This window comes from Micromonospora rosaria, from assembly GCF_001567585.1.
Classification (GTDB): Bacteria; Actinomycetota; Actinomycetes; order Mycobacteriales; family Micromonosporaceae; genus Micromonospora; species Micromonospora rosaria.
Genome location: NZ_LRQV01000008.1, coordinates 48,132 through 69,721 on the forward strand (window position 1 = coordinate 48,132; position 21,590 = coordinate 69,721).

Genomic DNA, 21,590 nt, shown 5'->3' on the forward strand with positions numbered 1-21,590 from the left:
CCGGGACCGGACAACCTGGACGACGCAGCGGTGCCGACCCCCGTCGCGGGAGCCGGCACCGTGCGGCGGTACGGGTCAGTACGTGAAGATCGCCAGGTGGAACGGCAGGTCGGCCGGGACCCCGGCCGAGGTGTAGGTCTGCACGAAGACCGCGTTCGGCGTACCCAGCCGGGGCGCCACCGAGACCTGGCCGGCCGGCGGGACGCAGCACTCGGTGTTCGTCCCGATGGTCGCCACGTAGCCGCCCCGGACCACGTTGCGGTTGAACACGACCTGGTACTGCCCGGGGCCGTACTTCTTCGACGAGACCGCGTCGTAGCCGCGGATATAGCCGCCGGCGCCGTTCACCAGCGCGTAGGAGGTCGAGCCGGGCACGGCGTTGGTGCCGACGGACTTCTTCAGCGCCGCCTTGGCCTCGCGGGCCTCCGCGGCGGTGACCTGCGGCTGGCCGCCGGAGACGCCCGGCGCGGCGGGCTGGACGGAGTCGAGCGGGGCCTTCAGCGACGTCGACTGGGCGGCGGCGACGCCGCCGCCGCCGAGGGTCAGCGCCAGCGCGCTGAGCGCCACCGCGGCTGATCTACGGGAAAAGAACTTGGCCATGACGGGTTCTCCTTGAATGGACCGGGGTGATACGGCCGACCCGCTGACCGCGGGTCGGATAATTGCAGCGCAGATTTCACCCGAGCGGGAACGACAATTCCGCACCAGGATTCAGACCGAGCCACAGGCGCCGGACGAGCGCGCCCCAGACCCGACCTGAACAGGCTTTACCACGTTGTGTTTCGGCACCGTAACCAGGTGGAACCTAGCACCGAAAAAACAACACAGTCAATAGTTGATCACCGCATGTCGCGTCATTGCTCGAAGTGCCCACACATCGCGAAATACGAAGGCGCAACCATTCACGAAATGGCGGCGGAGATCCGCTATGGTGACCGGCGTGACCATCGAGACCGACCGGCCGACGACGCCGAGGCAGTCGCGCCGGACCGCGCTGTGCTGGGTCGCCGTGGCCCCCGGGGCCGGCTGGGCCCTCGCCCGCCTCCTCGGCGTCGAGCCCGGCCCGCTGGTGCAACTGCTCGCCTTCACCCCGTACGTCGCCGCCGGGTCGCTGGTACCGCTGCTGCTCGCGCTCGCGCTGCGCCGCCGCTGGCCGGCGGTGGTCGCGGCCGGCACGGCGCTGGCGCTGCTCGCGGTGGTGGCGCCCCGGGCGCTCGGCAGCCCGCAGCCGGCGACCACCGGGCCGATTCTGCGGGTGCTCACCGCCAACGTGCTGGCCGGCGCGGGCGACGCCCGGACCGTGGTCGACCTGGTCCGGGCCCACCGGGTCGACGTGCTCGCCCTCCAGGAGTTCACCCCGGACACCCAGGCCGACCTGGACCGCCTCGGGCTGGCCGGGCTGCTGCCGCACCGGCGGACCAACCCGCAGGTCGGCACCGCCGGCTCCGCCCTCTACACCCGCTTCCCGCTCACCGGGGACGGCGTCCGGCACAACCGGGGCGGCTGGGGCTTCAGCCAGGCGTACGGCACGGTCACCCCGCCCGGTGCTCCCCCGGTCCGGGTGGAGTCGGTGCACCCGGCCGCCCCGTACGCCCTCGACCAGAACGGGCACTGGCGCGCCGACCTGGCGGCCCAGCCCCCGGCCACCCCCGACGGCACGCTGGGGATCCTCGCCGGGGACTTCAACGCCACGCTCGACCACGCGCCGCTACGGACCCTGCTGGACACCGGGTACGTCGACGCCGCCGCCGCGGTGGGCGCGGGCCTGACCGGCACCTGGGGCCCGTACGACGGGCACCCGATCCCGCCGGTGGTCATCGACCACGTCCTGGTCGACCGGCGGATCGCGGTCCGCTCCGTCACCGTGCACCCGGTGCCGGGCAGCGACCACCGCGCCGTCCTGGCCGAGCTACGGCTACCGGCCGCCTGACCACCCCGCACCGGCACCCGCGCGCCCGCACTCCGCACCGCCCCCGCCCACCGGACGTCAGGGCGTGAGAAGGGAACCCTTCTCTACCGGAGGCGTTAAGAGGGGGCCCTTCCTTACACCGAGGCGCGGGCGACGCCGTAGGTGAGGGCGTCGACCAGGGCGTGCCAGCTCGCCTCGACCACGTTCGGGTGCACCCCGACGGTGGTCCAGTCCCGGCCCGCCCCGTCGACGGTCTCCACCAGCACCCGGGTCACCGCGCCGGTGCCGTGGGTGCCCTCCAGGATCCGCACCTTGTAGTCGGCCAGCTCGAAGTCGCGCAGCTCGGGGTAGTGCTTGGTCAGCCCGACCCGCAGCGCCTCGTCCAGGGCGTTGACCGGGCCGTTGCCCTCGGCGGTGGCGATCACCCGCTCGCCCTGCACCCGGATCTTCACGGTGGCCTCGGAGACCACCGCGCCGTCCTCGCGGTGCTCGACCAGCACCCGGTACGACTCCAGGTCGAACGGTCGCGGCGGGGCGCCGTCCGGCAGTTCCGAGCGGACCAGCAGCTCGAAGGACGCGTCGGCGGCCTCGAACGACCACCCGCCGGCCTCCAGTTCCTTGACCCGCTTGGTCACCCGGGACAGCGTCTCCGGATGGCCGGCCAGGTCCAGCCCGAGCTCGCGGCTCTTGAGCTCGATGCTGGCCCGGCCGGCCATCTCGGTGACGAGGATCCGCATGTCGTTCCCGACCACCGCCGGGTCCACATGGTTGTAGAGCAGCGGATCCACCTTGATCGCGCTCGCGTGCAGCCCCGCCTTGTGGGCGAAGGCGGCGGCCCCGACGTAGGCCTGGTGGGTGTCGGGGGCGATGTTGGCGATCTCACTGATGGCGTGCGAGACGCGCACCAGCTGCTCCAGGCAGCCCTCCGGTAGGACCGGCAGCCCGAGCTTGAGCTGGAGGTTGGCGACCACGGCGAAGATGTCGGCGTTGCCGGGGCGCTCGCCGTACCCGTTGGCGGTGCCCTGGAAGTGCAGCACCCCGGCCTCGACGGCGGCGATGGTGTTGGCCACCGCGCAGGAGGTGTCGTTCTGGCAGTGGATGCCGAGCAGCCCGGGGTCGACCCCGGTCCGCGCGGCCAGGTCGGCGATGGCGGCGGTGACCTGCGAGGGGAGCATGCCGCCGTTGGTGTCGCAGAGCACGAACCGCTCGGCCCCGGCCGCCAGCGCGGCCTCGACCACCGAGGCGGTGTACGCCGGGTCGTGCCGGTACCCGTCGAAGAAGTGCTCGCCGTCGACGAAGACCCGCCGGCCCTGTGCGACCAGGTGCGCCACGGTGTCCCGGACCATCGCCAGGTTCTCCGCGCCGGTGGTCCGCAGCGCCCGCTCGACGTGCCGGATGTCCGCCTTGGCAACCAGGGCGATCGCCGGGGTCTCGGCGTCGAGCAGGCCACGCACCTGCGGGTCCTCGGTGACCGCGACGCCGGCCTTGCGGGTGGCGCCGAAGGCGACCAGCACCGCGTGCTTCAGGTCGAGTTCGGTACGGGCGCGGCGGAAGAACTCGGTGTCCTTGGGTACGGCCCCCGGCCAGCCACCCTCGATGAAGCCGACCCCGAGTTCGTCGAGCAGCCGGGCCACCGCGAGCTTGTCGACGACCGAGTACGTGAGGCCCTCTCGCTGGGCACCGTCGCGCAACGTCGTGTCGTACACCTGGAAGGTCATCCGGAGGGCCCTTTCATGAAGCAACAAAAAGACCCCCCGCGGATGCGGGAGGTCTGCGCGCTGGCGGAGACGGAGCCGGCGCGCTAGGTGCTGATAATCAGGACGGACCTGGTCACGCTCGGTACTCTGCCACTCGCCGGGTGGCTCTGGGAGGCAAAATCCACATGTCGGGACGGCGGTCCGGGTCCGCCCGGCGTCACCGGCCCCGGCGATTTCGTCCCGTCTCGGGGGTGTAGCCGGCAAAGGCCCGGGTAGGAGTTTCGGGGACAGCGCAGATTACCTCCGAGACGGCCGGTCGACGGCCGGGACAGGAGCCCCCCGTGGAACGCATCGACACGCACACCGCCCCGTTCGACACCCACACGCCGGAGTCCACCGGGCACAGCACCGGCGCGACCGCGCCGCAGGGCTACGATCGCACGCCCAACCCGACCGGCACCACCCCCTTCGACCAGACCCAGGGCGCGGTCCCCGGCGGAGCGCCCGCCGGCTCGTTCGACCCCTGGCGGTACCGCGAGGACGCCGGGGTGACCGGCAGCGACCTGACCGGCTACAAGGTCGAGGCGACCGACGGCAGCATCGGCAAGATCGACAACGCCAGCCACGCGGTCGACGACAGCTACCTCGTGGTCGACACCGGCCCGTGGATCTTCGGCAAGAAGGTGATGCTGCCGGCGGGCACCGTCAACCACGTCGACCACGACGAGCAGAAGGTCTACGTCGACCGGGAGAAGGACCAGATCAAGGCCGCCCCGGAGTACGACGAGAGCAGCCACGGCGACCCGGCGTACCGCGAGCGGCTGGGCGGCTACTACGGCGAGCGGCACTCGGCGATGCCGCCGGGCAGCGCCGGGCGGATCATCTGACGACACTTCCCCGCCGACCGGAGGTCCATCCGAGGCGGCGGTGACGGCCGGTGGAGCACGGCTCCGCCGGCCGTTACCGTGTCGACGTGGACGTCACCGACAACAGCCGCCGGATCCCCTTCTCCGCCATGTTCAACTTCCGCGACGTCGGTGGCTACCGCGGCCACGACGGCCGCACCGTACGGTGGCAACGGCTCTACCGCTCCGACTCGCTGCACCGCATCGACGACACCGACCGGGAGGCGTTCGCCGCCCTCGGCGTCCGGACCGTCGTCGACCTGCGCCGCCCGTACGAGGTCACCCGCGACGGGCGGGTACCCGACTTCACCGGGCTGACCTGGCGGCACGTGCACCCCGAGCACGCCGAGTGGGACGAGAGCCCGTACCAGCCCGGCAGCGACCTGGCCCGGTACCTGGCCGACCGGTACGCCGACCTGGCCCAGACCGGTACCGCCGGCCTGGCCGACGCGGTCGGGGTGATCGCCGACAGCGCCAACGCCCCGGTGGTGGTGCACTGCGTGGCCGGCAAGGACCGCACCGGGATCGTCTGCGCGCTGACCCTGTCGGTGCTCGGGGTGGCCGACGCCGACATCGCCGCCGACTACGCGCTGACCGCCGAGGCGGCCCAACGCTTCGCCGCCTGGGCCGCCGAGGTCATGCCGGAGCGGGGCACCCTGCCGCCGGCCTGGCTCGCCTCACCGGCCGAGACGATGCTGCTGTTCCTCGCCGAACTGCGCGCCGCCCACGGCTCGGTCGAGGGCTACCTCCGCTCCGCCGGCGTCACCGACGCCCAGCTCACCGCCCTGCGCACCCACCTGCTCCACTGACCGCCGCCCACCCGCCTTCCGTCCACCCGTCCGAGCCGGCCGCCCGCGACCCCGCCCCACCACGGCGGCGGCGCGGGGTCGCGGGCGGGGCCGGGTTGGGTGGGACGCGCGACGGCCGGCACCGTGTGGCAACGGTGCCGGCCGTCTGGCACGCCGGATCGGGTGGTGGGCGGTCGGGGTCAGAGCACCCGGCGCACCCAGCCGTGCGGGTCGGCGGCCTTGCCGCGCTGGATGTCGACCAACTGCTGCCGCAGGGTCATGGTGACCTCGCCGGAACCGCCGTCGGCGATGGCGAACTCCCCGTCGGGGAAGCGGACCTGCCCGATCGGGGTGATCACGGCGGCGGTACCGCAGGCGAAGACCTCGCGCAGCCGGCCGCTGGCCGCGTCGGCCTGCCACTCGTCGAAGCTCACCGGGCGCTCCTCGACCCGGTGGCCGGCCTCGGCGGCTAGGACCAGCACCGACTCCCGGGTGATGCCGGGCAGGATGGTGCCGCTCAGCGGCGGGGTGACCAGGGTGCCGTCGTCGTAGACGAAGAAGACGTTCATCCCGCCCAGTTCGTCGACGTAGCGGCGTTCCACGGCGTCCAGGAAGACCACCTGGTCGCAGCCGGCCTCGATGGCCTCCGCCTGGGCGACCAGGGACGCCGCGTAGTTGCCACCGCACTTGGCCGCGCCGGTGCCGCCGGGGGCGGCCCGGGTGTACTCCGGGGAGACCCAGACGGTCACCGGCTTGATGCCGCCGGAGAAGTACGCGCCGACCGGCGAGGCGATCACGGCGTACAGGTACTCGTTGGCCGGGCGGACGCCGAGGAAGACCTCGCTGGCGAACATGAACGGCCGCAGGTAGAGGCTGCCGTCCTCGTCCTCCGGGATCCACTCCCGGTCGATCTCGACGAGCCGGTGCAGCGAGTCGAGGAACACCTGCTCGGGCAGTTCCGGCATGGACATCCGCCGGGCGGAGGCCGCCAGCCGGGCCGCGTTGGCGTCCGGGCGGAACATCGTCACGCCGCCGCCGACGCTGCGGTACGCCTTCAGGCCCTCGAAGATCTCCTGGGCGTAGTGCAGGACCGCGCTGGCCGGGTCCATCGGGATCGGCGCGCGCGCCTCGACCCGGGCGTCGTACCAGCCCTTGCCCTCGGCGTACCGGATGGTGACCATGTGGTCGGTGAAGACCCGGCCGAACCCGGGGTTGGCCAGCAGGGCAGCCCGGTCGGCGGCGGGTACCGCCGCAGAGTTCGGACGGATCTCGAAATCGAGCTTGTCACCACCGCTCATCGCGCTGACCTCCAAGAATCGTCCCGGCACGCCGAGGTTGGCGGACCGGTGTCAGATGTTCTGCAACTTACCCCGAACGCTCGTTAAGCGAAAAGTGCCGCTCGGGGAAAGGTGGCCTTCGTGGTGGCGCCCGGCCCGCCACCGTCGAGCGGAAAGCCGCCCACCGGAGGGCAGGACACCGGCGTACGGGCCCAGCGGGACGGTACCGCGAACCGGGCCGGCACCGCACCCGGGTCGCGGGTCGGCGCCCACCCCGGTCGCGCCGCGCCGGCCGGCGCCACCGCCAGCCGGTCGGGCGCCGGACGGGCCGCCGACAGCCCGGCGACCCCGCGCGCCCGGGATCAGGCTACGGCGTAGCCGGCGAGGCGGTCGCCCACCTCGGCCGTGTTCAGGGGTACGCCCGGGGCGCGGCTGGCCAGCTCGGTGGCGACGGCGTCGGTGACCCGGGCCGCGGCCTCCGGGTGCCCGAGCTGGTCGAGCAGGAGGGCGGCGGAGAGGACGGCGGCGACCGGGTCGGCCACGCCCTTGCCGGCGATGTCCGGGGCCGAGCCGTGCACCGGCTCGAACATCGACGGGTACCGGCCGTCGGGGTTGATGCAGCCGCTGGCGGCCAGGCCGATGCCCCCGGTGACCGCGGCGGCGATGTCGGTGAGGATGTCGCCGAAGAGGTTGTCGGTGACCACCACGTCGTACCGCTGCGGCTGGGTGACCAGGAACATCGCCGCCGCGTCGACGTGCTGGTACTCGGTGGTGACGTCGGGGTGCTCGGCGGCGACGGCCTCGAAGGCGCGGGCCCACAGCGAGCCGGCGTGGGTGAGCACGTTGGTCTTGTGCACCAGGGTCACCTTGCGCTGCTCGCGGCGGCCGGCGCGGGCGAAGGCGTCGCGGATCACCCGCTCCACCCCGTGCCGGGTGTTCAGGCTCTCCTCGGTGGCCACCTCGGCCGGGGTGTCCCGGTGCAGGGTGCCGCCGGCGCCGGCGTACAGCCCCTCGGTGCCCTCCCGGACCACGACCAGGTCCACCTCGCCGGGCTTGACGTTGGCGAGCGGGCCGGCCGTGCCGGGCCAGAGCCGCGACGGACGGAGGTTGACGTACTGGTCGAAGGCGAACCGGAGCTTGAGCAGCAGGCCCCGCTCCAGCACGCCCGGCGGGACGGTCGGGTCACCGACCGCGCCCAGCAGGATGGCGTCGTGCCCGGCCAGCTCGCTCAGGACCGAGTCGGGCAGCACCTCGCCGGTGCGGTGCCAGCGCGCGGCACCCAGGTCGTACTCGGTGGCCTCGACTCCGGGGAGCACCGCGTCGATGACCTTGCGGGCCTGCGCGACCACCTCGGGCCCGATCCCGTCCCCGGCCACCACCGCGATCCGTGCCACCCTGCGCTCCTCTGCGTCGTCGGTCACGTCGACGGTACGACGCCATCCCGTCCCCCGGTACACATCGTCCGCATCGTGGGAAAGCGAGATGCACAGGCCCTTTCCAGGTGGCATTCATGGTCCGGTCAACTTCGCTGCCTACCGTGAACGTGCCCGGGTCGCCGGGCCCGGTGACCCGGGTGACCACAGCGACGCGGCACCGCCTGCGAGGGAGCACGCCAGATGCGGATCGACGGACAACCGCGGACCAGATGGGTGGACCAGCCGGCCCACCGCAGTCGCCGGCCCGACCTGCGCCTCGGCCCCCGCGACACCCGGCCCGACCGGGCCGGCGCCACGGCCACCGGCCGGCTCAGCGCCACCCACACCGTCCGGACCTCCACCGCCGAGTACACCCTCTTCCTGAACGCCCCCCACGAGCTGGGCCGGCGGGCCGTCGGCGAGGCGCTGCGGGACGCGGTCGCCGAACTGCGGGCGATCGACCTCACGTACGGGCCGAACCGGCCGGACAGTCTCGTCTCGCGGCTGCGCCGGGGTGAGATCAGCCCCGAGTCGTACCCGCCGCTGGCGGACCTGGTGGACCGGTGCGCGGCGATGCGGGCCGCCACCGACGGGTGGTTCGACGCCTGGGCCGTACCGGGCGGGTTCGACCCGGGCGGGCTGCTCGGCGGCTGGGCGGTGGAGCAGGCCGCCGCCCGGCTGCGGGCCGCCGGGGTCACCGACTACGCCGTCCTCACCGGCGCGGACCTGGTGGTACGCGGCACCGCCGCGCACGGCGGGCCCTGGCGGGTGGCGGTGCACCACCCGACCGACAGTCGGCGGGCCCCGCTGGTGCTGGAGATGACGGCGGGGGCGGTCGGCACCTCCGGGGTCACCGGACGGCAGGGACACGTGGTGGACCCGCACACCGGGGAACCCGCCGACCAGCTCGTCGCCGCCACGGTGGTGGGGCCCGACCTCGCCGTCGCCGACGCCTACGCCACCGCCCTGTACGCGGCCGGCCCGACCGGCCTGGCCTGGTTCCGCGCCGATTCGGAGTACCGCGCGCTCTTCGCGCACCGCCGTCGCTGACCGCCACCGGCCGACCGTGGTCGCCACGGACAGATCACCGGCTGTCGGCCGGGCCCACCACCGACCGCACCGCCACCGACCGACCGTCGTCGGCCCGGGCGTCGTCGGCCGGGCCTGCCCGCGATCGGCCCCCACCATCTCGGCAACGACCGTGGGGGCCGGTCAGCGACGAGTGCGCGTGGCTTGCGCAATCGAGGGGCGCGGGCCGGTCGACCAGGGCGCCGGACCTCGCCACCCGAAGACGGGTCGACACCACGAGCACGGCCGGTAGCCGCAGGGCAACGCTATCGAATCGACGCAACTCGACGCAAGGGTCTCCACAGCGGACCGTCGAGACAGGATTTTCGCCAAACCGGTACACGGGGTAGTTGCGCTGTGATGACCGGCGGATGGCACGCTGTCCGCCGTGAGTTTCGATCTGAGCGTGTGGGCCATGTGGGACGGGGCCTCCCCCGCGGACGTGCGGGCAGCGGTGCAACGGTGCCGGCAGGGACAGCATGTGGAGCGCTACCCCGACCCCCGGGTGGTGGCGTTCTACCGGGCCGTCACCGCCATCTACCCCGACCGCCCGGCCACGCCGGGCACCCCGTGGGAGCGGGCGCCGCTGCACGCCGCCAGCGACCACGTCGAGATGAACCTCTTCCCCACCTGTGCCGACCAGGTGCTGCTCGACATCGAACGGCTCGCCGGCGAGCACGGCCTGATGCTCTTCGACCTGCAGGACGGCTCGGTCTACCCGCCGCCTCCCGGGCAGCGACCGGTGCCCGTCCAGGGCCGGTGACGCCGGGGCGGCCCGGACGACGAAGGGGCCCGGCCGCGTACGGCCGGGCCCCTTCGTCTGTCCTGCCGGGAGCTGTCCCCTGGCTCACCCGGACCTGTCCGGTCCGGCCCCGGACCTACTCGTCGCGCAGGTCGGCGGCGCTGGCCGAGGTCGCGCCGATCGAGTCGGCGGCCGAGGTGAGCAGGTCCGCCCCGAGCGCCTGGTCGACGGTGAGGGTCATCAGCGTCTCGCCCCCGGCCTCCCGGCGGGCGACCTGCATCGCGGCGATGTTGATGCCGGCCTCGCCGAGCAGGGTACCGACGGTGCCGACCACACCCGGCCGGTCGGCGTAGCGGAGGAAGAGCAGGATGCCCTCCGCGCCGATCTCCACGTCGAAGCCGTCCACCTCGGTCAGCTTGAGCACGTCACGGTTGCCGGTGTGGGTCACCGTGCCGGAGACGCTGACGGTACGCCCGTCGGGCAGGGCGCCCCGGACGGTGACCAGGTTCGGGTGCTCGGTGGTCTCGACCTGGGTGGTCAGGGTGACCTCGACCCCGCGCTCGGCGGCCAGGTGCGGCGCGTTGACGTAGGTGACCTGCTCCTCGACGACCGAGCTGAACAGCCCCTTGGTCGCGGCGAGCTTGAGCACCGAGACGTCGTGGTTGACGATCTCCCCGCGTACCTCGACGGTGACGCTGGCGGCGACGCCACCGGCCACGGCGGTGAAGGCCCGGCCGAGCTTCTCGGCCAGCGGCAGCAGCGGGCGGACGTCCTCGGCGACCACGCCGCCGGCCTGGACGTTCACCGCGTCCGGGACGAACTCGCCCTGGAGCGCGAGCTTGACGCTGCGGGCCACCGCGAGACCGGCCTTGTCCTGCGCCTCGGCGGTGGAGGCACCCAGATGCGGGGTGGCCACCACGTTGTCGAACGCGAACAGCGGCGAGGAGGTGCAGGGCTCCTTGGCGTACACGTCGACACCGGCGCCACCGACCCGGCCCTCGGCGATCGCGTCGGCCAGCGCCTGCTCGTCGACCAGACCACCCCGGGCGGCGTTGACGATCCGCACGCCGGGCTTGACGATCGCCAGCTCCTTCTCCCCGATAAGCCCGACGGTCTCCGGGGTCTTGGGCAGGTGGATCGAGATGAAGTCGCTCTCCCGCAGCAGCTCCTCCAGCCCGACCAGGCGGACGCCGAGCTGGGCGGCGCGCGCCGGCTGGATGTAGGGGTCGTACGCGATCAGCCGGGTGCCGAAGGCGGCGATCCGCTGCGCGAAGAGCACGCCGATGCGGCCGAGACCCACCACGCCCACGGTCTTGCCCTGGATCTCCACGCCGGTGTACTTCGACCGCTTCCACTCCCCCGCCTTCAGCGCGGCGCTGGCGCTGGCGGTGTTGCGGGCGACCGCGAGCAGCAGCGCGAGGGCCTGCTCGGCGGCGGATACGATGTTCGAGGTGGGGGCGTTGACGACCATCACACCCCGGGCGGTGGCGGCCGGCACCTCGACGTTGTCCAGACCCACCCCGGCCCGGGCGACCACCTTCAGCCGCGGCGCGGCGGCGACCGCCTCGGCGTCGATCTGGGTGGCGCTACGGACGATCACGGCGTCCGCCTCGGCGAGCGCGGAGAGCAGAGCCGGACGGTCGGTGCCGTCGACGTGACGGACGTCGAAGTCGTGCGCGAGTACCTCGATGGCGGCAGGGGCGAGTTCTTCGGCGATCAGTACGACAGGATTCATTGGTCCTCGTAGATGTCGAAAGCGTGGTGAGGTGTGCGACGCCGACGCCGCACTGCGCCCTGCGCCGACCGGATACGGCCGTGGGTGCCGCTTGCGCACCTCACGCCGATCGTAGGGGTCAGGCCGGCCGGGATGCCCCGACGACCAGCGTGAGTGCCCTCACAAACCCGACCTAACACCCGATCACCCCACCCCACCCTCCCCCCTCCACCCCCTCCCACCCCCGATCCCCCCGCCCCCGGTCCCCGGTCCCGCCCACCGCGGTCCCGCCCACCGCGTTCCCGCCCACCGCGGTCCCGCCCACCGCGGTCCCGCCCACCGCGTTGATCATGGAGTTGGCGGCACCCCAGGGGCTGGCCTGGTGCCGCCAACTCCATGATCATCCGGGTGGGCGGGGGGTGGGGTGGGCGGGGTGGGGTGGTGAAGGGGGTGGGGGTGGGGGTGGGGGTGGGGGTGGTCCGCCGGGGCCGGGAGGCGCCGGCGGACCATCCCTGGGCGGGTGAGCGCCCGGGTGGTACGGGTGACCGCTCAGGCGGTCTCGGTGATCGGGCGGTCGACCCAGCTCATCATGTTGCGCAGCTTCTGGCCGGTCTCCTCGATCGGGTGCACGGCACCCTCGGCCCGCCACTTGGCGAAGTTCGGGCGGCCCGCCTCGTCCTCGGCGACCCACTCGCGGGCGAACTCGCCGGACTGGATCTCGGAGAGGATCTTGCGCATCTCCTCCTTGACCCGGGCGTCGACGACCCGGGGGCCCCGGGACAGGTCGCCGTACTCGGCGGTGTCGGAGACGCTGTAGCGCATCCGGGCGATGCCGCCCTCGTACATCAGGTCGACGATCAGCTTCAGCTCGTGCAGGCACTCGAAGTACGCCACCTCGGGGGCGTACCCGGCCTCGGTGAGCACCTCGAAGCCGGTCTGCACCAGCGCCGCCGCGCCGCCGCAGAGCACCGCCTGCTCGCCGAAGAGGTCGGTCTCCGTCTCCTCCTTGAAGGTGGTCTTGATCGCGCCGGCCCGGGTGCCGCCGATGCCCTTGGCGTACGACAGGGCGAGCTGGAAGGCGGTGCCGGTGGCGTCCTGCTCGACGGCGACCAGGCAGGGCACACCCTTGCCGTCGACGTACTGGCGGCGGACCAGGTGACCCGGGCCCTTCGGGGCGACCATCGCCACGTCCACGTCGGCCGGGGCCTTGATCAGGTCGTACCGGATGTTGAACCCGTGCCCGAAGAAGACCGCCTTGCCCGGGGCGAGGTTCGGGGCGATCGCCTCGGCGTACAGGGACCGCTGGGCGGTGTCCGGCGCCAGGATCATGATGACGTCGGCCTCGGCCGCCGCCTCGGCCGGCGTAAGCACCCGCAGCCCCTGCTCCTCGGCCTTGGGCCGGCTCTTCGAGCCGACCGGCAGGCCGATCACCACGTCGACCCCCGAGTCGCGCAGCGACAGCGCGTGGGCGTGGCCCTGGCTGCCGTACCCGATCACGGCGACCTTCTTGGCCTGGATCAGGCCCAGGTCGGCGTCGTCGTCGTAGTACACCTCAACGCTCATGAACTTCCCTTTCGTACGGCGGCCCTGGGCGGCCCGTCGTGGTCGGTGTGTCTGGCCCAGCCCCGCCCCCGGGGCCGGACCGGTTGTGGCCCGGTCGGTCCACTGACCCGACCGGTACTGTCGCCGCGGCCCGCAGGGTCGGGCCATGGTGTTCGAGGTGGCCCGCAGGGTCGGGCCGGTCGTGTTCAGGCGGCCCGCAGGGTCGGGCCGGCGGTGATGGAACGCGAGCCGCGCCCGATCGCCACCAGCCCGGACTGGACCATCTCCTTGATGCCGAAGGGTTCGAGGTCGCGCAGCAGCGCGTCCAGCTTGTCCGGGGTGCCGGTCGCCTCGATGGTGAGGGTGTCCGGGGCGACGTCGACCACCCGGGCGCGGAACAGGTTCACTGTCTCCAGCACCTGGGCCCGGGCCGACCGGTCCGCGCGGACCTTGACCAGCAGCAGTTCCCGGGCGACCGAGACCTGCGGGTCCAGCTCGACGATCTTGAGCACGTTGACCAGCTTGTTGAGCTGCTTGGTGACCTGCTCCAGCGGGGACCGCTCGGCGTTGACCACGATGGTGATCCGGGAGACGTCGGGGTTCTCCGTCTCACCGACGGCGAGGCTGTCGATGTTGAACCCACGCCGGGAGAAGAGCCCGGAGACCCGGGCCAGGACCCCCGGCTTGTTCTCCACCAGCACGGAGAGGGTGTGCATGGTCATTGCTGTGCCTTCCTCGTCATGTCCTCACGGCCCTCGCTGCGCTCGGTGCGATCGGCCACGACTAGATGTCGTCCTCGTCGAAGACGGGGCGGACGCCCCGGGCGAACATGATCTCGTCGTTGCTGGTGCCGGCGGGGACCATCGGCCACACCATGGCGTCCTTGCCGACCACGAAGTCGACCACGACGGGCGCGTCGTTGATCGCCATCGCCGCCTCGATGGTCTTGTCCACGTCGGCGGCGTTCTCGCAGCGCAGCCCGACGCAGCCGAGCGCCTCGGCCAGCTTGACGAAGTCCGGGATACGGTGCTTGTGGGTGCCCAGCTCGGTGTTGGAGTAGCGCTCACCGTAGAACAGGGTCTGCCACTGCCGGACCATGCCGAGGTTACCGTTGTTGATCACGGCGATCTTGACCGGGATGCCCTCCAGGGCGCAGGTGGCCAGCTCCTGGTTGGTCATCTGGAAGCAGCCGTCGCCGTCGATCCCCCAGACCACGGTGTCGGGCTTGCCGACCTTCGCGCCCATCGCCGCCGGGACCGCGTACCCCATGGTGCCGGCACCGCCGGAGTTCAGCCAGGTGTACGGCTTCTCGTACGAGATGAACTGGGACGCCCACATCTGGTGCTGGCCGACGCCCGCCACGAAGATCGTGTCCGGGCCGGCGATCTCGCCCAGCCGCTTGATCACGTACTGCGGGGAGAGGGTGCCGTCGCCCGGCTCCTCGTAGCCCAGCGGGTACCGGTTGCGCAGGTCGTCGAGCTGGGCCCACCAGTCGTCGTGCCCGGTGACCCGCCCGGCGGCCCGCTCCACGGTCACCGCGGCGATCAACTCGTCGATGACGTGCCGGGCGTCGCCCACGATCGGCACGTCGGCGTGCCGGTTCTTGCCGATCTCGGCCGGGTCGATGTCGGCGTGCACCACCGTGGCGTCCGGGGCGAACGAGTCGAGCTTGCCGGTGACCCGGTCGTCGAAGCGGGCGCCCAGCGCGACGATGAGGTCGGCCTTCTGCAGGCCGTACACCGCGGCCACCGTGCCGTGCATGCCGGGCATGCCCAGGTGCTGCGGGTGCGAGTCGGGGAACGCGCCGAGCGCCATCAGCGTGGTGATCACCGGGATGCCGGTCAGCTCGGCGAGCTTGCGCAGCCCCTCGGTGGCGCCGGCCTTGAGCACCCCGCCGCCGACGTACAGCACCGGCCGGCGGGCGCCGCTCATCAGCCGCGCCGCCTCCCGGATCTGCTTGCCGTGCGGGTGCAGGGTCGGCCGGTACCCGGGCAGGTCCAGGGTGGGCGGCCAGGTGAAGGAGGTCTGCGCCTGGAGGACGTCCTTGGGGATGTCGACCAGGACCGGGCCGGGCCGGCCGGTGGCGGCCAGGTGGAACGCCTCGGCGAGGATCTGCGGGATCTCCTCGGGGGTCTGCACCAGGAAGTTGTGCTTGGTGATCGGCAGGGTGATCCCCTGGATGTCCGCCTCCTGGAAGGCGTCCGTGCCGATCGCGGGCCGGGCCACCTGGCCGGTGATCGCGACGATCGGCACCGAGTCCATGTACGCGTCGGCGATCGGGGTGACCAGGTTGGTCGCGCCGGGGCCGGAGGTGGCGATGCAGACGCCGACCTTGCCGGTGGCCTGGGCGTACCCGGTGGCCGCGTGGCCGGCGCCCTGCTCGTGGCGGACCAGGATGTGCCGGACGGCGGAGTCGTAGAGCGGGTCGTACGCCGGCAGGATCGCCCCACCGGGGATGCCGAAGACGACGTCGACGCCGAGCGCCTCCAGGGACCGCACCAGCGAACCGGCGCCCGAGAGCGCGGCCGGCTCGGGGGTCCGGGCCACCGGGGTGGTCGGGGCCACGGCGGCGCGGGCGGTGGGCGTGTGGTCGACGTCGCCCGCCGGCTCGGCGGCGGCGCGGGCCCGCCGGGCGGAGTGGGCGAGTGTCTCGGGCGTTGGTCTCGTCATGACGGTTCTGGCCTTCGGCTGGAGTGGTCAGGCTCTTCTGGCAGTGCAACACGGGCGGAGCCCGTGTCGGTCAAGTTCCGACGGCATGAAAAAAGCCCTCGTGCAGGATGCACGGGGCCAGCGCACTCTCGACAACAGGAGAGTGCGCTCAGGTAAGTACTCGCAGCGACCGGTGAGACGACATGGACTAAGCCTGACGCATCTCACGCGATGAGTCAACTGATCCCACATGTTGGTTAACGGATCTCGTCGAACCCGGCTCCCCGACGCCCCCGGAGCGCCGTTCGCCCTGATCAGGGCGGCTCTGGTCGGCGCGCGGGGCCGGCACCCGGTCGTTCACCGGCCGGGCACCCGGCGACGTGGCGGCCTCCAGCATCGCCTCCAGGTGCTCCGCCGGCACGCCCCAGCCGAACAGGGCGCCCTGGCCGAACCGGCAGCCGGCCGCGACCACCGCGGCCAACTCGGTCGGGTTGGTCACCCCCTCGGCGATCACCTCCAGGCCGAGCTGGTGACCGAGGCGCATCACGATGTCGACCATCGGCGCGAAGGCGGGCCCGTCCCGGTCGACCGGGCGGACCGGCTCGTGCTCGGCGACCAGGCTGTGGTCGATCTTGAGGATGTCGATCGGCAGCCGGCGGAGCTGCCCGAGCGACGAGTACCCGGCGCCGAAGTCGTCCAGGGCGATCCGCACCCCGGTCCGGCGCAGCGCGGTCAGCCGCCGGATCAGCTCGTCGAGGTCGGTGGCGACCGCGTGCTCGGTGACCTCCAGCACCAGCCGCTGCGGGGGTACCCGATGGGCGCGCAGCGCCTCGGCGACCTGGACGACGTACTCCGGGGCGTGCAGTTCCCGGGGCGAGACGTTCACCGAGACCCAGACGTCGTGCCCGTCGGCCAGCCAGCGGGACAGTTGCAGGCAGGCCTGGTCGAGCACCCAGGCGCCGAGCTTGGCGATCATCCCGGACTCCTCGGCCAGCGGGATGAACTCGTCGGGGCGGACCTGCCCCAGCTCGGGGTGGTGCCAGCGGAGCAGCGCCTCGGCCCCGACCGGGCGGACCGAGGGCAGCGAGGCGACCGGCTGGAAGGCCAGGCGCAGCTCGCCCCGGCCGATCGCGCCGCGCATCTCGTGCTCGACCGTGGTACGCCGCCGCAGCAGCCGGTCGTACGCCACGTCGTACCGCTCGATCCGGTTCTTGCCCTGCTGCTTGGCGTAGCGCAGGGCCAGGTCGGCGTGGCGCAGCAGGAGCTGGACGTCGACCTGGTCGGTACGCCCGGCCACCCCGATGCTGACCGAGAGGAAGACCGGCCCGTCGGGCTGCACGTACGGCTGGCCGAGCACGTCGAGCAGGCGCTGCGCGACCGGGGTGGCCTCGGCCGAGCCGCCGAGCACCAGCACGGCGAACTCGTCCCCGCCGAGCCGGGCGGCGACGTCGTCGGCGCGCAGCCCCGTCCGCAGCCGCCGGCCCACCTCGGCCAGGACCGCGTCGCCCACGTCGTGCCCGCGCATGTCGTTGACGATCTTGAACCCGTCGAGGTCGAGGCTGATCAGCACGTGCGGCACGCCCTCCTGGGCGCGGGCGTGCAGCTCGCCGAGGAAGCCCCGCCGGTTGGCCAGCCCGGTCAGCGGGTCGGTGTGCGCCAGCTCCCGGAAGTGCGCCTCCCGCTCGGCCAGCCGCCCGGCGTACCCGCGCAGGTCGTTGAGGGTGAGGTACTGCCGGGCCACCAGCGCGAACCCCTCCACGCTGCCGGCGACGATGCCCAGCGCGTCGAACCGGCCGTCCTGGGCGAGGTGGTACATCGCCGAGGTGGCCATCGCGACCATCGGGACCACCGCGTACTCGCCGTCGCGGCGGGTCGGGTCGATCTCCACCTGACCGGGCGAGTCGGCCCCGTGCACCGTCACGGCGACGGCCGCCAGCCCCGCCGCCAGCCCGGCGGCGCCGACCAGTACCAGCGGGCCCTCGCCCTGGCAGAGCCCGGCGGCGATGCCGAGCCCGCCCAGGGTGACGGCGGTGGTCCCGGCGGCGAAGAGGGCCAGCCGGCGGCGCGGCGCGGCGCGCAGCACGACGATGAGCCCGAGCCCGGCGGTCAGCGCCGTGCTCACGGTGGCGAGCAGGATCGCCGGACAGGCGGTCGGGGTGGCCGCGCCGAGCAGGCGGGTCGGCTCGGACAGCAGCACCCAGCCGACGAACCAGAGCGCGGCGGCGATGACCAGGCCGTCCAGGGCCAGCCGCAGGGTCGACCGCGCGGTGATCGCGGTGCCCGGCAGCCGGAGCAGCCAGAGGCAGAAGGCCAGCCCGCTCAGCACCGCGCCGACGGCGACCACCGCCGCCCAGCCGCTGTGCCCGTCGGACTCGTGCCCCCGGTGCCCGGTGTCGCCGACGCCCACGGCCAGCCCGACCAGCAGGCCGGCCGTGGCGGTCACGGCGGCCACGACCAGCAGGAGCTGGGCCACGCGGCAGCGCCCCGTCCGGCGTCGGACGGACGCGGTCAGCAGGGCGGTGGCGGCAGCGGCGACGAGCCCGCTCAACGCCGCGACGGCGACGCCAGAGGGGAAAGGCACGAGCTCAACTGTGCCCGATCCGCGCCGACCGTGGGGGACCGGGTGTGCAACTGTTGGGACACGGCGCACACACCCGGGGCGTACGGCGGCGACGGTGCCAGACTGGGAGCCATGCCTGAGCTGCGGTCGAAGACCTCCACGCACGGTCGGACGATGGCCGGCGCCCGGGCCCTCTGGCGGGCCACCGGGATGACCGACGACGACTTCGGCAAGCCGATCGTCGCCATCGCCAACAGTTTCACCCAGTTCGTCCCCGGTCACGTACACCTCAAGGACCTCGGCGGCCTGGTCGCCGACGCGGTCGCCGAGGCCGGCGGGGTGGGCCGGGAGTTCAACACGATCGCGGTCGACGACGGCATCGCCATGGGCCACGGCGGCATGCTCTACTCCCTACCCAGCCGGGAGCTGATCGCCGACGCGGTCGAGTACATGGTCAACGCGCACTGCGCCGACGCCCTGGTCTGCATCTCCAACTGCGACAAGATCACCCCGGGGATGCTGCTGGCCGCGCTGCGGCTGAACATCCCCACCGTCTTCGTCTCCGGCGGCCCGATGGAGGCCGGCAAGACGGTGGCGATCGAGGGGATCGTGCACTCCAAGATCGACCTGATCGACGCCATGATCGCCTCCTCCAACGAGGCGGTCACCGACGACCAGCTCGGGGAGATCGAGCGCTCCGCCTGCCCCACCTGCGGCTCCTGCTCCGGCATGTTCACCGCCAACTCGATGAACTGCCTCACCGAGGCGATCGGGCTGGCGCTGCCGGGCAACGGGTCGACGCTGGCCACCCACGCCGCCCGCAAGGCGCTCTTCGGCGAGGCCGGCCGCACCGTCGTGGAGATCGCCAAGCGGTGGTACGACCAGGACGACGCCTCGGTGCTGCCCCGCGCCATCGCCAACCGGTCCGCCTTCGAGAACGCGGTCGCGCTGGACGTGGCGATGGGCGGCTCGACCAACACGATCCTGCACCTGCTCGCCGCCGCCCGGGAGGCCGAGCTGGACTTCCACGTCGCCGACATCGACGCGATCTCCCGGCGGGTGCCCTGCCTGTCCAAGGTCGCCCCGAACTCGCCGCAGTACCACATGGAGGACGTGCACCGGGCCGGTGGCATCCCGGCCATCCTCGGTGAGCTGGACCGGGCCGGGCTGCTGCACCGGGACGTGCGCTCCGTGCACTCCCCCACCCTCGACCGGTGGCTGGCCGACTGGGACGTGCGCGGCGGCAGCGCCACCGCCGAGGCCGTGGAGCTGTTCCACGCCGCCCCGGGCGGGGTCCGCACCACCGAGCCCTTCTCCACCAGCAACCGCTGGTCGTCGCTGGACACCGACGCGGCCGGCGGCTGCATCCGGGACGCCGCGCACGCGTACTCCGCCGACGGCGGGCTGGCCATCCTGCACGGCAACCTCGCCCCGGACGGCTGCGTGGTCAAGACCGCCGGGGTGCCCGAGGAGTGCCTGACCTTCCGGGGCCCGGCCAAGGTGTACGAGTCGCAGGACGACGCGGTCACCGCCATCCTGGCCAAGGAGATCGTCGCCGGGGACGTGGTGGTCATCCGGTACGAGGGCCCGAAGGGCGGCCCCGGCATGCAGGAGATGCTGTACCCCACCTCGTTCCTGAAGGGACGGGGGCTGGGCCGCTCCTGCGCGCTGCTCACCGACGGCCGGTTCTCCGGCGGCACCTCCGGGCTCTCCATCGGACACGTCTCGCCCGAGGCCGCCTCCGGTGGGCTGATCGCCCTGGTCGAGCCGGGTGACGAGGTCGTCATCGACATCCCGGGCCGGTCGATCGAGCTGAACGTCCCCGCCGACGTGCTGGAGGCCCGCCGGATCGCCCAGGAGAAGCGGGACCGCCCGTACACCCCGGTTGACCGGCAGCGCCCGGTCTCGGCGGCGCTGCGGGCGTACGCCTCGATGGCCACCTCGGCCAGCGACGGCGCGTACCGCCGCGTCCCCGAGTAGGTGCAAGGAGGGGCCCCTTCTTAACCTCCACGGTCGAGAAGGGGCCCCTTCTCACACCCCGGCCCCTTCTCACACCCTGGCCGGGCCGGCGCCGGCGGAGCCCGGCGGCCCACGACCGGTACGCCGGTCAGGTCACGGCGGCGGCCATCCGGCGTACCGCCTCGGTGACGATCTCGGGGGCGGTGGCCAGGTTGAGCCGCACGTGACCCGCCCCGCCGGTACCGAAGGTCGGGCCGGGGTTGAGCGCCACCCGACCACGGTCGAGGAAGACGGCGGCCGGGTCGTCGCCGAGCCCCAGGGCACGGCAGTCGAGCCAGGCGAGATAGGTCGCCTGACCCGGCCGGTACCGGATGGCCGGCAGGTGCTCGGCGAGCAACTCGGCCAGGAGCCGGCGGTTGTCGTCCAGCCCGGACAGCAGGGCGTCCAGCCACGGCCCGCCGTCGCGGTAGGCGGCGGTCTGGGCGATCACGCCGAGGTGACTGGTACTTTCGCTGACCTCGAACGGCACCCGGGCCAGGTCGGCGGCGGCGGCCGGGCCGGCGAGGGCGAGCGCACCGCGCAGGGCGGCCAGGTTCCACCCCTTGGAAGCGGACATCAGCGACAGGCCGTCCTCCGTGCCGGGCACCGAGAGGTACGGCACGAAGCGCGCGTCCCGGGCCACCACCGGAGCGTGGATCTCGTCGGCGACCACCCGCACCCCGTACCGCCCGGCCAGCTCGGCGACGGCGGCCAGCTCGTCCGCGGTGTGCAGGGTGCCGGTCGGGTTGTGCGGACTGCACAGCAGGTACGCTGCCGCCCGCCCACCGGCACGGGCCTGCCGGAACACGTCCCGCAGTCGATCGAGGTCGAGCCGCAGGTCCGCGCCGAGCGGCGCCTCCAGGATGCGCCGGCCGGCGTGCGCCACGAAGGTGTAGAACGGCGGGTAGACCGGACAGTTGACCACGACCGCGTCGCCGGGCCCGGTGACCAGCCGCACGGCCTCGACGACGCCGTGCATCACGTCGGGCATCAGCACGGTACGGTCCACGGCCAGCTCGTCCCACCCCCAGCGGGTGCGGGCGAACTCCGCCAGCGCCCGTGGGAACGCCTCACCGACGACGTACCCGGTGTCGCCGAGCGCGACCGCTGCGGTGATCGCCCGCGCGACCGGCTCGGCCAGCGGCACGTCCATCTCCGCCACGAAGAGCGGCAGGACGTCGTCGGGGTACTCCCGCCACTTGTGGCTGGTCCGCCGCCGGAGCTGGTCGAGGGAGAGCTGACGGAGCGGATTCCCGCCGTCGCGGGAACCCTGCGGCACACCACCCATGTCCCCCGTTCTACCCTGCCCCGGCGCTCCGGGCCGCC

The 21,590-nt window shown here is 73.1% G+C and carries 16 protein-coding genes; 6 read left to right on the top strand and 10 right to left on the bottom strand.

The window, feature by feature from the left end:
* Positions 1-75: 75 nt before the first annotated feature.
* Positions 76-600 (bottom strand): hypothetical protein, encoded by a 525-nt coding sequence (locus tag AWW66_RS04420; protein ID WP_067360151.1) that lies wholly within the window; start codon positions 598-600, stop codon positions 76-78.
* 328 nt (positions 601-928) lie between these two features.
* On the opposite strand from AWW66_RS04420, the gene AWW66_RS04425 reads away from it, so the two are divergent.
* Positions 929-1,930 (top strand): endonuclease/exonuclease/phosphatase family protein, encoded by a 1,002-nt coding sequence (locus AWW66_RS04425; protein WP_067360153.1) that lies wholly within the window; start codon positions 929-931, stop codon positions 1,928-1,930.
* 113 nt (positions 1,931-2,043) lie between these two features.
* On the opposite strand, the gene cimA is transcribed toward AWW66_RS04425, so the two are convergent.
* A complete protein-coding gene (cimA, locus tag AWW66_RS04430) occupies positions 2,044-3,627 on the bottom strand; it encodes a citramalate synthase (RefSeq protein WP_067360155.1) in 1,584 nt (527 codons plus the stop codon).
* Between the two features lie 527 nt (positions 3,628-4,154).
* On the opposite strand from cimA, the gene AWW66_RS04435 reads away from it, so the two are divergent.
* Positions 4,155-4,493, top strand: coding sequence for a PRC-barrel domain-containing protein (locus AWW66_RS04435; protein ID WP_067360217.1), 339 nt, complete (start codon positions 4,155-4,157; stop codon positions 4,491-4,493).
* Between the two features lie 50 nt (positions 4,494-4,543).
* Positions 4,544-5,320 (top strand): tyrosine-protein phosphatase, encoded by a 777-nt coding sequence (locus AWW66_RS04440; protein WP_067360157.1) that lies wholly within the window; start codon positions 4,544-4,546, stop codon positions 5,318-5,320.
* 179 nt (positions 5,321-5,499) lie between these two features.
* On the opposite strand, the gene AWW66_RS04445 is transcribed toward AWW66_RS04440, so the two are convergent.
* Positions 5,500-6,597, bottom strand: coding sequence for a branched-chain amino acid aminotransferase (locus AWW66_RS04445; RefSeq protein WP_067360159.1), 1,098 nt, complete (start codon positions 6,595-6,597; stop codon positions 5,500-5,502).
* 341 nt (positions 6,598-6,938) lie between these two features.
* On the bottom strand, positions 6,939-7,970 hold the full coding sequence (locus AWW66_RS04455) for a 3-isopropylmalate dehydrogenase (protein ID WP_067360163.1): 1,032 nt from the start codon (positions 7,968-7,970) through the stop codon (positions 6,939-6,941).
* Between the two features lie 222 nt (positions 7,971-8,192).
* Between AWW66_RS04455 and AWW66_RS04460 the strand changes: the two genes are divergently transcribed.
* Entirely contained in the window at positions 8,193-9,041 is an 849-nt protein-coding gene (locus AWW66_RS04460; protein ID WP_067360167.1) for an FAD:protein FMN transferase, read from the top strand.
* A gap of 406 nt (positions 9,042-9,447) precedes the next feature.
* Positions 9,448-9,822, top strand: coding sequence for a hypothetical protein (locus AWW66_RS04465; RefSeq protein WP_211271831.1), 375 nt, complete (start codon positions 9,448-9,450; stop codon positions 9,820-9,822).
* 115 nt (positions 9,823-9,937) lie between these two features.
* On the opposite strand, the gene serA is transcribed toward AWW66_RS04465, so the two are convergent.
* The 5 genes from serA to AWW66_RS04490 all read right to left on the bottom strand — a co-directional run bounded on the left by serA (position 9,938) and on the right by AWW66_RS04490 (position 18,287).
* Entirely contained in the window at positions 9,938-11,536 is a 1,599-nt protein-coding gene (serA, locus tag AWW66_RS04470) for a phosphoglycerate dehydrogenase (RefSeq protein WP_067360169.1), read from the bottom strand.
* A 528-nt stretch (positions 11,537-12,064) separates the two neighbouring features.
* The gene (ilvC, locus tag AWW66_RS04475; RefSeq protein WP_067360171.1) at positions 12,065-13,078 is read right to left on the bottom strand and encodes a ketol-acid reductoisomerase; all 1,014 of its coding nucleotides are present in this window, start codon (positions 13,076-13,078) and stop codon (positions 12,065-12,067) included.
* Positions 13,079-13,263: 185 nt separating this feature from the next.
* On the bottom strand, positions 13,264-13,779 hold the full coding sequence (ilvN, locus tag AWW66_RS04480) for an acetolactate synthase small subunit (protein WP_067360173.1): 516 nt from the start codon (positions 13,777-13,779) through the stop codon (positions 13,264-13,266).
* A 61-nt stretch (positions 13,780-13,840) separates the two neighbouring features.
* Positions 13,841-15,727 (bottom strand): acetolactate synthase large subunit, encoded by a 1,887-nt coding sequence (locus AWW66_RS04485; RefSeq protein ID WP_067360175.1) that lies wholly within the window; start codon positions 15,725-15,727, stop codon positions 13,841-13,843.
* A gap of 187 nt (positions 15,728-15,914) precedes the next feature.
* Positions 15,915-18,287, bottom strand: coding sequence for a putative bifunctional diguanylate cyclase/phosphodiesterase (locus AWW66_RS04490; RefSeq protein WP_083978207.1), 2,373 nt, complete (start codon positions 18,285-18,287; stop codon positions 15,915-15,917).
* Positions 18,288-18,398: 111 nt separating this feature from the next.
* On the opposite strand from AWW66_RS04490, the gene ilvD reads away from it, so the two are divergent.
* Complete coding sequence (ilvD, locus tag AWW66_RS04495) at positions 18,399-20,246, top strand: dihydroxy-acid dehydratase (RefSeq protein WP_067360221.1); 1,848 nt, start codon at positions 18,399-18,401, stop codon at positions 20,244-20,246.
* 127 nt (positions 20,247-20,373) lie between these two features.
* On the opposite strand, the gene AWW66_RS04500 is transcribed toward ilvD, so the two are convergent.
* The gene (locus tag AWW66_RS04500; RefSeq protein WP_067360179.1) at positions 20,374-21,552 is read right to left on the bottom strand and encodes a MalY/PatB family protein; all 1,179 of its coding nucleotides are present in this window, start codon (positions 21,550-21,552) and stop codon (positions 20,374-20,376) included.
* Between the last annotated feature and the right edge of the window lie 38 nt (positions 21,553-21,590).